The sequence below is a fragment of the Rhizobium sp. NLR16a genome, assembly GCF_017948245.1.
Taxonomy (GTDB): domain Bacteria; phylum Pseudomonadota; class Alphaproteobacteria; order Rhizobiales; family Rhizobiaceae; genus Rhizobium.
In genome coordinates this window covers 2,933,114-2,946,147 of the sequence record NZ_CP072865.1, presented here as the reverse complement: position 1 = coordinate 2,946,147, position 13,034 = coordinate 2,933,114, and the positions used below count along the sequence as shown (strand labels likewise).

Annotated in this window: 10 protein-coding genes and 2 pseudogenes; 9 read left to right on the top strand and 3 right to left on the bottom strand. The window is 61.5% G+C overall.

From position 1 onward, the window contains the following. Positions 1-32: 32 nt before the first annotated feature. On the bottom strand, positions 33-1,739 hold the full coding sequence (locus tag J7U39_RS14435) for an adenylate/guanylate cyclase domain-containing protein (RefSeq protein WP_210628803.1): 1,707 nt from the start codon (positions 1,737-1,739) through the stop codon (positions 33-35). 566 nt (positions 1,740-2,305) lie between these two features. Between J7U39_RS14435 and J7U39_RS14430 the strand changes: the two are divergent. The 3 genes and pseudogenes from J7U39_RS14430 to J7U39_RS31810 form a co-directional block, all read left to right on the top strand. After that, positions 2,306-2,502: pseudogene (locus J7U39_RS14430) on the top strand (hypothetical protein); the annotation flags it as partial. A 94-nt stretch (positions 2,503-2,596) separates the two neighbouring features. Further along, on the top strand, positions 2,597-3,529 hold the full coding sequence (locus tag J7U39_RS14425; protein WP_210628802.1) for an L-lactate dehydrogenase: 933 nt from the start codon (positions 2,597-2,599) through the stop codon (positions 3,527-3,529). A 567-nt stretch (positions 3,530-4,096) separates the two neighbouring features. Further along, positions 4,097-4,723: pseudogene (locus J7U39_RS31810) on the top strand (tyrosine-type recombinase/integrase). 189 nt (positions 4,724-4,912) lie between these two features. Here J7U39_RS31810 and J7U39_RS14410 read toward each other — a convergent pair. Both J7U39_RS14410 and J7U39_RS14405 read right to left on the bottom strand, forming a co-directional pair. Then, positions 4,913-6,022, bottom strand: a complete 1,110-nt coding sequence (locus J7U39_RS14410) for a sulfite oxidase (RefSeq protein ID WP_210628800.1) — start codon at positions 6,020-6,022, stop codon at positions 4,913-4,915. Positions 6,023-6,370: 348 nt separating this feature from the next. Then, entirely contained in the window at positions 6,371-7,321 is a 951-nt protein-coding gene (locus J7U39_RS14405) for a LysR family transcriptional regulator (protein WP_210628799.1), read from the bottom strand. 98 nt (positions 7,322-7,419) lie between these two features. Here J7U39_RS14405 and J7U39_RS14400 point away from each other — a divergent pair, with 98 nt between their 5' ends. Genes J7U39_RS14400 through J7U39_RS14375 form a run of 6 tightly spaced genes read left to right on the top strand, consistent with a single transcriptional unit; the run spans position 7,420 to position 13,032 of the window. Beyond that, on the top strand, positions 7,420-8,295 hold the full coding sequence (locus J7U39_RS14400; RefSeq protein ID WP_210628798.1) for a dioxygenase: 876 nt from the start codon (positions 7,420-7,422) through the stop codon (positions 8,293-8,295). Continuing rightward, positions 8,292-9,353 carry a maleylacetate reductase gene (locus J7U39_RS14395; RefSeq protein WP_210628797.1) on the top strand — a complete coding sequence of 354 codons (1,062 nt, stop codon included), beginning with the start codon at positions 8,292-8,294 and terminating at the stop codon, positions 9,351-9,353. Before J7U39_RS14400 ends, J7U39_RS14395 begins: the two co-directional genes overlap by 4 nt. 56 nt (positions 9,354-9,409) lie before the next feature. After that, positions 9,410-10,690, top strand: coding sequence for an ABC transporter substrate-binding protein (locus J7U39_RS14390; RefSeq protein WP_210628796.1), 1,281 nt, complete (start codon positions 9,410-9,412; stop codon positions 10,688-10,690). A 50-nt stretch (positions 10,691-10,740) separates the two neighbouring features. Further along, the gene (locus J7U39_RS14385) at positions 10,741-11,460 is read left to right on the top strand and encodes an ABC transporter ATP-binding protein (protein ID WP_210628795.1); all 720 of its coding nucleotides are present in this window, start codon (positions 10,741-10,743) and stop codon (positions 11,458-11,460) included. Positions 11,461-11,462: 2 nt separating this feature from the next. Then, a complete protein-coding gene (locus J7U39_RS14380) occupies positions 11,463-12,182 on the top strand; it encodes an ABC transporter ATP-binding protein (RefSeq protein ID WP_210628794.1) in 720 nt (239 codons plus the stop codon). Beyond that, positions 12,169-13,032 carry a branched-chain amino acid ABC transporter permease gene (locus J7U39_RS14375; protein ID WP_210628793.1) on the top strand — a complete coding sequence of 288 codons (864 nt, stop codon included), beginning with the start codon at positions 12,169-12,171 and terminating at the stop codon, positions 13,030-13,032. Before J7U39_RS14380 ends, J7U39_RS14375 begins: the two co-directional genes overlap by 14 nt. Positions 13,033-13,034 lie beyond the last annotated feature (2 nt).

Genomic DNA, 13,034 nt, shown 5'->3' with positions numbered 1-13,034 from the left:
CACCAACCCGTCGGGATTGTCCCCGCCCGCTGTCACGTCTCCGGCAGGCCAGCCTTTCGGAAGCCGTCGACAAAGTGGTCTCGTACAGATGCATCGCGCAGCGGCTGGGAACTGAGCCAATGAGCGATCGTGAAATGAGGGTGGGCGATCAGGAACAATTCTGCTTCTCGCCGCGCCTCCTCGCGGTGGCCCAACTGCGCAAGCGCAGCAGCCAGGAATTTGCGTGAGTTGGTGCGATAGGTTTCTTTCCTGCGGAGTGTAGCGGTTGCCGCCTCGTAGTCACCCGCGGCGTATTGCGCCTGCCCAAGATGACAAAGATACCAGCACGCCGGATAGGGATTGAGCCGCAGAGCTTTTTCGATCTGCGCCAGTCCGTCGGCAATCCTGCCGTCCAGCACGGACATATCAGACATGGCGGCCCAGGTGTCGGCGTGATTGGGGTCGAGTTTCAGGGCCATGGCGAAAGCGGCATCCGATTCCTCCCATCGCCGCTCATAAGCCAAAATGGTCCCCAGAACGTAGCGGCAGCCGGCATCGTTGGGATCCAGGTCGACCGCCTTCTGCGCTGATGTCACCGCCATCCGGCGGTTAGGATCTTCGGGCTCGCCGAAATGCGTCCAGGCAAGCCAACGGTTATAGGCGAGCAGACCGAGCGCCTCGGCATAGGATGGCTCGAGCTTGACCGCGCGTTGGAGCAGCATATAGGCCTCACGCTCGGTTTGCGGCGACTCCTCCGTCAGGAGACGGGCGCGCACACACAGATCGTAGGCCTCGAAGTTCTTCGGCCGATTGCGCGGCGTCGGGATGGTCAGCCGGCCGACGAGGGCTTCAACAATCTTGGCGTTGACCTCATCCTGTAATTCGAAAACATCTTCCACCGTCCTGTCGAACCGTTCCGCCCACAAGTGCTGGCCGCCAAGCGCGTCGATCAATTGGGCATTGATGCGGACACGGCCCATTGCGCGTCTGGCGCTCCCCTCTAGGACGTAACGGACGCCGAGTTCCTGGGCGACCAGCTTTACGTCGACCGGCTTGCCCTTGTAGCCCCACACGGAATTGCGCGCGATGACGAACAGGCCAGTTGTGCGGGAAAGGTCGGTGATCAGGTCTTCGGTCAAGCCGTCGACGAAAGGCGCGTCCGCTTCATCCCCACTCATGTTCGTGAACGGCAATACAGCGATCGAGGGACATTCGGGCAGCGGCAAAACGCTCTGCAGCGCATCCGGCCAATGCCACAGGTGGACCGGGCGAGTGAGGTTCTTCAGGTAGCGTTCGCCTGCATCGAAGAACCGGTCGCCGATCTTGCCGACGATCTCGCCGTGAACGCTGGCTGAAATGCAGATGCCTCCCGGCGCGGCCAGCGTCTGGAGGCGCGCCGCGACATTGACGCCGTCGCCGAGGACGTCCGAACCGTCGTCAATGACATCTCCCAGATTGACGCCCACGCGCAAAAGCAGGCGCCGGTCTTCGGAAGCCTCAACAGCAGTGGCGGCCCGCTGCATTTCCAAAGCTGCTGCGACCGCGTCCACCGCGCTGCCGAATTCGATCAGGAAGCCGTCGCCCGCGACCTTGAAGATGCGACCGTTGTGACGCATCACAGCCGGCTCGATAACGCCGGAACGGAGTTCCCTGAGGTTCTCAAGCGTTGCGGCTTCATCAGCCTCCATCAGGCGTGAATATCCCACCACATCGGCAACGACGATGGCGGCAAGGCGACGCTGAAGAGAATGGTTCGTCATTTGAGGACAAGCCCAACGACCGGGTTCTTAACGTATTGTTCAGGCGCGGGTGAGTCAACAAATGGTAAGAGGTAATGCCCGGGCGACCTCCACCTCCATCAGGCCGTCATCCCTCTTTGTGACCGAGGACGTCGAAGTAATGAGTATCCACGGAAAGCGGACGGTTCTTGAACGTCCGGTGATGGGCGCCCAGGCGGCTGGTGGCGAGCGGCGGTTTCCGCTGAGATGGGAGTGAAAAGTGCGCGCTTCTTCAGCGCGCATACTCGGATATCCAGGCTCAAGGCCCGGAATGACGGAGGCCGGAGGTGCGCTTCCATCCAACTCGCCAGCGGCGCGGCGTCTCGCAAATCGCCACAATGATCGGCTTTGGCGCAATCATCGCTAGCGCTGTTTGCTTCGCACCTTGACTAAGCGCGTGTTGCCGTTTCGAATAATAGCGCTGTGACAGTTATGGCAGCTTTGCGCCCCAAAGCCGCCGTTCCACGTCCCGCGCTATTTGTCGGCAGGTGATTTCCGAAGCGAGGCGCATAAATTGGCAACCTTCAAGATGAATGGAGGATGTACCGATGCTCCGCTTTCTTGCCGTTTACACCAGAAGCCCGAGGACTTGGCGTCCTTTCGAAACCTGTCCAAAGCCGAGCAGGATGCAGTCGACGCCGTCGGTATAAAAGAGTGGTCGGCGTGGGAAGAAAGAAATGCTTCGTCCATCCTTGATCCTGGCGGAATAGTGGGCAAGACGACTCCCATGACCAAGGAGGGCGTCGTCACGCGGTGAATTGCGGGAACTCCGCTGACGGCCTGTTAATGGCGAGCTTCCGCGCTAAGTCTTACTTAACTCCGACAGGGAGGCAAACGGGATGAAGGTCGGCATTGTTGGAGCCGGCATGGTTGGCAGCGCGACTGCGTACGCCCTTGGCTTACGTGGTGTCGCGAGCGAGGTTGTGCTGGTCGATCTCGATCCAGCTCTGGCCGAAGCACAAGCCCTTGATATCGCACATGCGATGCCGTTTGCCTCAGGAACCTCGATTTCTCATGGAGACTACGATCATCTTCGGAATGCTGGTGTTGTCGTAATAGCCGCAGGGGTCGCGCAACGATCCGGGGAGACGCGAACCGATCTGCTGAGCCGCAACGCCGCGGTCTTCCGAATAGTTGTAGGCGAGATCATGCGTGTCTGTCCCGACGCGATTTTGCTGGTTGCATCCAACCCGGTCGACATCATGACACAGATCGCCGAAGCGTACTCCGGACTGCCAAACCATCGCGTGATCGGATCGGGGACAATTCTCGATACCGCGCGGTTTCGTAGCCTGCTGGGGGCTCACCTTCGTGTGTCGCCGCGATCCATTCATGCCTATGTGCTGGGCGAACACGGCGACAGCCAAGTCTTGGCGTGGTCCGGCGCCAGGGCAGGTACAGTTCCGATTGCTCTCTTCGGTGCACAGATTGGCGCTCCCATTACCGAAGCTGTCCGGACAGATATCGACAGCAAGACTCGCAACGCCGCCTATACCATCATCAAGGGCAAAGGCTCTACCTACTACGGGATTGGAGCAGGTCTTGCCCGGATCGTCGGCGCGGTAAGGCAGGATGAACAGGCGGTGCTTTCAGTCTCGAGCGTCACCGCGCTGATCGAAGGTGTGCGCGATGTAGCTTTATCGGTTCCCCGCGTTGTGGGCCGCGAAGGCATTTCCACTGAATTGCTTCCTGACCTTGACACACATGAGCGCGCTGCGCTTCAACGAAGCGCTTCTAAACTTAGAGGCCTGTTCGAGGCGGTGACGCTCTGATTCGAACCCATGCTGAGCGCGTGCGTGGGCGGACGTCGGCGTCGGCGCCGCCCATTTCGTCGACGGGCGATACGACGATGCGATTACCTGGATCCAAAGAGGCCTTAGCCAGCAGCCTGACGCGAGTTGGGCTCTGCGGTGGCTCGTCAGCGCCTATGTGCACGCCGGCAGATTGGATGAGGCACGACGTGCCTGCCTTCGACTGCGAGAGAGCCATCCCGACCTTACGCTTGCCAAAGTCAGGGATACATGGTGGCCCTCTGCTTTTATGGCGCGGATCTTATCGGGTCTGCGTGACGCCGGCTTGCCCGAAGGCTGACTGGACCGGCTCAACCGAGGTCTTCACCGAGATCCACAAACTTCATCGAAGGTCATGAATCCCTCCTTTGTGCCGTTCCGGTATTGCAATCCAAACGGCAGCTTCGGGTCAATCCCAGACTTTCGCGGCAAGTACTTTATGTCCGCGTGTTGAGTGTCCAAGGAGCGGACGGTCGGCCACCGGCCCCGTCATATAACCAGAAGGTGCGCGTTCTCCCTCTGGCCAACGGTGGCCATAGGAGAACTGGAATGGGTGTCTCGCAATATGATCCTGCCGCACTGGGTCGACCGGCTTGGAACGCAGGCAAGGAAGTTGGCGTCAAGAAGCCCCTCAAGCAGCGCCAGATCTGGGCAGTCCGTTTCTTCCTCGACCGAGGAGGAAGGATGAGAGATCGCGCGCTTTTCGATCTCGCCATCGACAGCAAGCTCCGCGGCCGCGATCTGGTAAAACTGAAAATCGGGACTCTCGTCACGGGGCACGAAATTCGAACTCGCGCAATGGTCGTCCAGCAGAAGACTGGACGGCCCGTGCAGTTCGAAATCACGACCGAGGTTAGAGCTAGTCTGCTTGCCTGGCTTCAACGAAGGGGAGGAACAGTCGATGACTATGCCTTTCCCAGTCGGATCGACCACGGTAATCATCTCAGTACTCGGCAGTACGCCTGACTGGTAGATGAGTGGGTGACGGCGATCGGCCTCCGTCGGGAGGATTACGGGCCGCATTCCCTGCGGCGAACGAAGGCCGCCACGAACTCTAAGGCCCGGCAACCGGCGATCCAGATCCTGCTTGGCCATACCAAGATCGAGAACACGGTCAGGTATCTTGGCGTCGACATTGAGGATGCACTGGAACTGGCCGAGCGGACTGAGATCTGAATAGAGACCGCCCTGCACGTCGTGGGGCCGTTCCTCTTTGCTCTGAGAGGCTCTAACGAGATTCGATCAGCTTTGCGCCTTTCTCATGGTCATTCAGCCAAAGGGGCGCTATTGCTGCAAAGCGACATGACGCAGTGACAACGCGGGTCACACTTGCGCCAAGAGCCCCATTCCGCACCATGCGGGTGATTAGATCACGAATTCCTCCTCGTATTTTCGTTGCTCGGGAACGACGGTAACCTCCACCGGAACGATCCAATTGGCCGCGTAGCTCTCGCAGTCGGAACGCGGAAGGTCGGGCTGCACGCACCCCGCCCCATCGATCGCGCGACATCGCAGTGTATATCGCCCCACTTCTTCAGGGGTCCATATGTACTCCCACAAGCGCCATGCAAAGGGACGTTCTGTTTCGAGGAGCCTTCCCTCGCGCCAGCCCCTGCCATCTCCCGTGCAGACCTGCACCTGCCGGATAGCAGCCTCCCCGCTCCAAGCGGCTCCGAAAATCCGGTAGGGTTGGCCGGCAATGAGGTGCGCCCCCTCTACGGGACGCGCGATCTGCGCTTTGACCTCCATCTCCGCAAGGGGAACCAGCGTGGGTTCCCCGAGGCTGCGTTCCCAACGGAAATAGTCGCGCGCCTGCCAGTAGCCGAGGAACGGTTGTTCCACAACCGTGATATCCGTAATCCACTTGATCCAAGCCATGCCGAACCAGCCACCCACCACCGCTCGTAGTGGGTAGCCGTGATCGCGCGTCAACGGCTCCTCGTTCATCGAATAGGCAAGGATCGTGCTGTCAGCGATGGCCTTCTCAAGCGGTAAACTGCGCGCAAAAGCGATGGGGCCAGGAGAAGCCGTTTTCTTGTTCGTGTCGACGACGCCGCTGTCGGCGCCTGTCAGCAGAACCTCACGTGCGGTTCGCTTAACGCCGGCCATTTCCAAAACCTCGCGCAGAAGAACACCTGTCCAGGCGGCGTTGCCGACGGCTCCGTTCTGCCACTGTAACCCCTCCTTCGGCGGCACATAGTAGACGCGCCCGTTCCCTGCGCACTCCACGACGGCAGTGAAAGTCGTGCTCCGCATCGCCTTGATGCTGTCGAGGTCAAGTTCGATCGGCCGCTCTACCGCCCCGCCAACGCGCAGTCTCCAGTCTCGCGCATCGAGCTCCGGCGACGGGAAATGGTTTCGCACGAAGAACAACTCGGCTGGGATCAGCCAATCGGAGAGCGACGCAAACGGAAACTCGATGTTCGGTGGGGATTTCTGTCGAACTATTAGACTGGGTTGCTGTGGTGTCGCCATCGTCCTCGTCTCCCCTCCAAAAGTACAACGTCGGCTCTCCGTCGCGCGTATTTCGGATCGATCACAAGCCCGTCGCAGTGCGTCTGTCGCATTCCGCCGGCCGCATACTAGCACATACCGCACGTCCTCGGATCGATCTCGAGCGGCAGCAAAAGGGGTCAATCTCAGGCCTCGGCGGCAAGAATTCTGATGTCCGCTTTTGGTGTTGGGTGTCTCGTAGCGGACGGTCGGCCACCGGCCCCAAATCGGTCATTCCTTCTCGGCCTCAGCCGAGCCTGCTGCTGGAACATCGGAGATATGGGACTTCTAGCCAAGGACGCGGTCCCGGTTCGTATCCCATGGGGGCTCTCAAACGCCCCAAATCACCGACTCCTCATGACGTTTGATCAGATGCCGAAGATCTTGGAAACCCAGGCGGACGAATTCGGCAAATTGATCGACTGCGGGAGCTCGTGGAGCATCGACGCGCTTGAGGATCGCAAGGGCGCGCTCTGGATGAGGGATGGTGATTGGCAGTGCGGTGATCGTCTTTTCCTTGCGCTGCGCGAAGACGACGCTGTGCGGCATGACGGTCAGCGCATCCGCCGATTTCAGGTAGTTGATTACACTCATCAGCGAGCCGCCGGTATAGCGGATCTTGATCTCGGTGGCGCCGAAGGAGAGCAGCAGCGCGCGCAGGTCCGCCAGCAGCGGGCTTCCCGGTGGCGGCGCAATCCACGGATAGTCGAGCAGTTGGCTCGGCTGCGGCCGCCGTTTCAGAAGCAGCGGATGGGTTACCCGACAGGCCACGACATTGCGGCCTGGGAGAATCTGCTGGAATTCGAGCCCGGAACCCTCGTCGAGTATGTCGATCGGGCATATGGCGAGGTCGATCTGATCTGCCTTCAGCGCTGCGCGCAGATCCGGGAAATAACCGTAGCTTTGATCGATCCGCACGTCCGGACGGCTTGTCTGAAACTCCGCGCACAGCCCGGCAATCAGCGCATCCATGAAGAAGGGCGTGCCGCCGATCCGTACGACGCCGCTCTTGCCGACGCGGAAGCTTTCGACGAGATCGGAGGCCTTGCGTGAGGCTGCGAGCATGACGAGGCCGTGTTCGGCGAGCGAAAGACCAAACGGCGTCGGCTGCAATGGCCGGCGACCCTTGACGAAGAGCGGCTCGGCCACGCGCTTCTCCAGCATGGACAAGGTGCGCGAAACGGCAGGCTGAGCGAGGCCCAGCAAGGCCGCGCCTTCGGTTACGCCGCCTGTTTTGACAACGGCGGCAAGCTGGATCAGGTGACGTTCATCGAACTTCATAACGATCCGTTATATTGTTTTGCAACAAAATCATCAATCCATGCAATTCCGACTGCTAGTATCAATCTCGGGTACACGTGAGATCGTGGAGGATGAGCATGGCGGAGCGGGCAAAGGCGCTCACATTCAGCGAGGCGACGTCGGCGGAGGTTTTCTCGGAACGCTTCTCCGCTGGCAGTGACGGCAATCTGTCACGGCTGATCGCTGCCGCCGTCATCCATGTTCATGATCTCATCAAGCAGTTTCGCCCGACCCAGGACGAGTGGCGCAAGGTCATTGCCTTCCTGACCGATGTCGGCCATGCCTCGGACGAGCGGCGACAGGAATGGGTGCTTCTGTCGGATCTCATCGGCGCGTCGGCCCTGGTCGAGGAAATCAATTCGCGGCGGCCGAAAGCGGCGACGCCGAATACCATTCGCGGACCGTTTTTCCGCAATGATGCCCCAGAAAGGGTATCGGGTTCTTCGATCTCGCTCGACGGGATCGGCGAGCCGCTGGCGGTGTCCGTGCGGGTGCAGGATCTCGATGGCCTGCCGATCGCAGGCGCCGAGGTCGTAACCTGGCAGGCGAATGCCGAGGGCTTTTACGAGAACCAGCAGCCGGATTTGCAGCCGGAACATAATCTGCGCGGCCTCTTCCATACCGATATCAACGGACGGTTCCATTACCGCTCCGTCATGCCGTCGGGTTATGGCGTGCCGGACGATGGCCCGGTCGGGCGGCTGCTCGCCGAGGCGGGCTGTCCGCTGCGCCGCCCGGCGAACCTGCATTTCGTCGTTCGTGCCAAGGGCTTCGAGACGATCACCACCCAGATTTACGATGCGAGCGATCCACACCTTGGCGAAGACGCCCTCTTCGGCGTGCGGCCCGAGCTCATTGCCTGCTTCGAGCCGTCCGAGATCGATGGACAGCGCGCCAAGGCGTTGAGCCTCACCTTCGTGATGGTGCGAGCAAAGCCGGGGAGGGCGGCATGACCCAGGATTTTTCCTATGCGGGCAGTCCCGCCCAAATCGTCTTCGGTGCCGGCAGCCGCAACCGGGTCGCGCAATGGGTCGCCAAAGCCGGCTGCAAGCGGGCCCTGATCCTCTCGACGCCGCAGCAGAAGGCTGATGCACAGGCGCTGGCCGAAGAGATCGAGCCGCTTGCCTGCGGCGTCTTCTCAGGCGCGACCATGCACACGCCCGTCGAGGTGACGGAGGCGGCGATGCGGGTGGTCGAGGAAACCGCGGCGGACTGCGTCGTCTCCCTCGGCGGCGGATCGACAACGGGGCTCGGCAAGGCGATTGCCTATCGCACCGATCTTCTCCAGATCGTCATTCCCACGACCTATGCCGGGTCGGAGGTGACGCCGATCCTCGGGCAGACCGAAGGCGGCCGCAAGACGACGGTGCGCGATGCCAGGATATTGCCGGAGATCGTGATTTACGATTCCGCGCTGACGCTCGGCCTGCCGGTCGCCATGAGCGTGACGAGTGGGCTGAACGCCATGGCCCATGCCGTCGAAGGGCTTTACGCGCAAGACCGCAATCCGATTTCGAGCCTGATGGCGCTGGAAGGCCTGCGCGCCTTTGCCCGAAGCCTGCCGGTTATCGTCAACGATCCGAAGAACGCTGAGGCGCGCAGCGATGCCCTTTACGGCGCCTGGCTCTGCGGCTCGGTGCTCGGCACGGTCGGCATGGCGTTGCATCACAAGATTTGTCACACGCTCGGCGGTTCCTTCGATACGCCGCATGCCGAAACCCATGCGGTGATGCTGCCGCATACGGCCGCTTTCAATGCCGCAGCCGCGGCATCGGAGCTGGCAGGAGCGGCCGAGATTTTCGGCGGCGCCATCGGTGGCGGGCTCTGGGATTTCGCCAGGGCGATCGGATCGCCCCTATCGCTCAAGGAATTCGGGCTGACAGAAATCGATCTCGATCGCGCGGCTGCGATCGCTGTCGAGAATCCCTACTGGAATCCGCGGCCGATCGAACGGAGTGCGATCCGCCAGCTTCTGCAGGACGCTTGGGAGGGCCGACGGCCTATGGAATGAGACACAGGCGCCTGCGGGCGCACTCTTTGGGAGGAGAGACAATGGGAGGAGGAAACATGTTCACAAGACGCGATTTTCTGAAGACGACGGCGGCCGGCGGCGCATTGATTGCAACCTCGGGCCTGCCCATGCCGGCGATTGCCAAGAATGCGGCAATCAAGCTCGGCTATGTCAGCCCGCAGACGGGGCCGCTCGCCGCTTTCGGCGAAGCCGACAAGTTCGTCATCGATGCCTTCCTGGCGACAACGAAGGCAAAGGGCCTGAACTACGAGGTCGTGGTCAAGGACAGCCAGTCGAACCCGAACCGCGCCGCCGAAGTCGCTAAGGAGCTGATCGTCGACAGCCAGATCAACCTGATGCTCGTATCCTCGACACCGGAGACGACCAATCCGGTTTCCACGACCTGCGAGGGCGAGGAGATGCCCTGCATTTCCACGGTCGCGCCGTGGCAGCCCTGGTTCATCGGCCAGCAGGGCAATCCCGGCGATCCGGCCTCCTGGAAGCCCTTCAATTACGCCTATCATTTCTTCTGGGGCCTTGAGGATATCATCGCCGTCTTTACCGGCATGTGGAGCCAAATCGAGACGAATAAAAAGGTCGGTGGCCTGTTCCCGAATGATGGTGACGGCAATGCCTGGGGCGACAAGGTCGTCGGCTTCCCGCCGGTCCTGGAAAAGCTCGGCTACGGGCTGACGGATACCGGCCGCTACCAGAATCTGACGGATGATTTCTCGGCGCAGATCAATGCCTTCAAGCAGGCAGGCACCGATATCCTGACCGGGGTGATGATCCCCCCCGACCTCACCACTTTCTGGAACCAGGCCAAGCAGCAAGGCCTGAAGCCGAAGGTCGCCTCGATCGGCAAGGCGCTTCTCTTCCCGCAGACCGTCGAAGCGTTGGGAAATGCCGGGCACAATCTCTCGACCGAGGTTTGGTGGACCCCGACGCATCCGTTCAAATCGTCGCTGACGGGCGAGACCGCTGCCGCCGTGGCGGCTGCCTTCACCAAGACAACCGGACGCCCATGGACCCAGCCGATCGGCTTTGCCCATGCACTGTTCGAGCTCGCCGTCGATATCATGACGCGGAGCGAGGATGCGGGCGATGCCGATGCCGTCGCCAAGGCGATCGGCGAAACCAAGCTCGACACGCTCGTCGGGCCGGTTGCCTGGGGCAATGAGAAGCTGCCGCCGTTCGCGCAAAAGAATGTCGCCAAGACGCCGCTGGTCGGCGGCCAATGGCGGCTGAAATCCGGCGGCGGCTATGATCTCGTCGTCGTCGAAAACGGCCTGGCGCCGAACGTACCGCTTGGCGGCAAGCTCGAAGCCCTTGCGTGAAAGCAGGGTTGCCCGGCACTCGGTCGGGCGGCCTCCAACGGAGAACGACAATGCCCCTACTGGAATTGAAGGGAGTCTCGAAGGCGTTCGGCGCGCTCGTCGTCGCCGAGGATATCGGCTTCTCTGTCGAGCCTGGCGAGGCGCTCGGAGTCATCGGGCCGAACGGCGCCGGTAAATCGACGCTGTTCAACCTTATCAACGGCAATCTCTCCGTTGCCGGAGGATCGATCCGGTTCGACGGCCGCGATGTCACCCATGTGCCGCCGATGCAACGTTGCCTTGCCGGCATGGGCCGCACCTTCCAGATCCCGCAGCCTTTCGCGCGTCTGACGGCCTATGAAAACCTGCTGGTTGCCGGTGCTTTCGGTGCCAAGGCGAGGGAAAGCGACGTCTCGGCTTCGTGCGCGGACATCCTTGTCGAGACCGGCTTGATCGCCAAAGCCAATGTGCCTGCCGGATCGTTGACCCTGCTTGAACGCAAGCGGCTGGAATTGGCGCGTGCGCTCGCCACCCAGCCGAAGCTGTTGCTTCTCGACGAGATCGCCGGCGGTCTGACGGAAGGCGAATGCCGCCAGCTCGTCGCGACGATCAAGCGGGTTCACCAGCGCGGCATCGCAATCATCTGGATCGAACATGTGCTGCACGCTCTTACAGCTGTGGCCGAGCGCATCCTCGTTCTCAATTTCGGCCGGGTGATCGGCATCGGCAAGTCCGACGCGATCATGGCGTCGAGCGAGGTGCGCGAAATCTATCTCGGGATGGAGGTCTGACGATGAGCCTCATCGAAACTCGCGGCCTCACGGCCTCCTACGGCGATTTCCAGGCCGTGCTCGGCGTTGATCTCAGGCTCGAGGCCGGCGAGACCATCGCCATTATCGGCGCCAATGGTGCGGGGAAATCGACATTGATGCGCTCGATCGCCGGTGTCATCGCCAACAAGCCCGATATGGTCCTGCACCATGGCGAGCCGATTGGGGCGATGCTTGCATCCGATGTCGTGCGGCGCGGCATCGCGCTCGTGCCGGAGGGGCGGAAGCTGTTCCCGTCGCTGACGGTGGAGGAAAATCTGAAGATCGGCCGCTATGGCCGCCGCGTCGCCGGACCCTGGGCGCTCGACAGCATCTATTCGCTATTTCCCGTCCTGAAGGAGAGACGCCGCAATCCGGCGACGGCGCTCTCGGGCGGGCAACAGCAGATGGTCGCCATCGGCCGGGCGCTGATGTCCAATCCGGAGGTTCTTCTGTGCGACGAGCTGAGCCTCGGCCTCGCCCCCGTGGTCATCAAGGACATTTATGCCGCCTTTTCCCATATCCGCGCTGCGGGTGCGGCCACCGTCATCGTCGAGCAGGATATCGCCCAGGCGCTGAAGGTGGCCGATCGCATCTACTGCATGATGGAGGGCCGCATCACCCTGACAGGCCGCCCCGCAGAACTCGATCGCGCCGATATCCATGCGGCCTATTTTGGAACGGACACCCATGAACTGGCTTGATACGCTTCTGCAAGGTGTTCTGCTCGGGGGGCTCTATGCGCTGTTCGCGGCAGGTCTCAGCCTCGTCTTCGGCATCATGCGCCTGGTCAATCTCGCCCATGGCGATCTCATCGTCCTGGCGGCTTTCCTGATCCTGGTACTTGTCTCTTTGTTGGGGCTCAATCCCTTCCTGGCTGCGCTGATCGCCGCCCCCTTGATGTTCGCCGTCGGTTGGCTGTTGCAATATCACCTGCTGAACCGAACCCTTGGCAACGACATCCTGCCACCGTTGCTCGTCACCTTCGGCCTGTCGATCGTCATTCAGAACGGTCTGTTGGAGAGCTTCACGGCCGATAGCCGGCGGATCTCCGCGGGCGCCCTCGAAACGGCTTCACTGCAATTCGGGGGTGTCGGCGCCGGCCTGATGCCGCTCATCACCTTTGCCTCGGCAGTCCTCGTCATCGTCGGTCTCAACCAGCTCATCTACCGCACCGAGCTCGGCTGCGCCTTCCGGGCCACCTCGGACGATGTGGTGACGGCGAGCCTGATGGGCATTCGGCCGAATACGATCTTCGCCGTCGCGACCGGCCTTGCGATGATGATCGTGACGGTTGCTGCCCTTTATCTCGGTATGCGGGCGAACTTCGATCCGACGGCTGGGCCGGCGCGGCTGATCTACGCCTTCGAAGCCGTCATCATCGGTGGTCTCGGCTCGCTCTGGGGCACGCTTGCAGGCGGCGTCATCCTGGGAGTTGCCCAGACGGTCGGCGCTGCGGTCGATCCCGAATGGCAGATTCTTGCCGGGCATATCGCCTTCCTGCTCGTGCTGGTCTTCCGGCCGCGCGGTCTTTTCCCCCGCGCCGTGGATTGAGG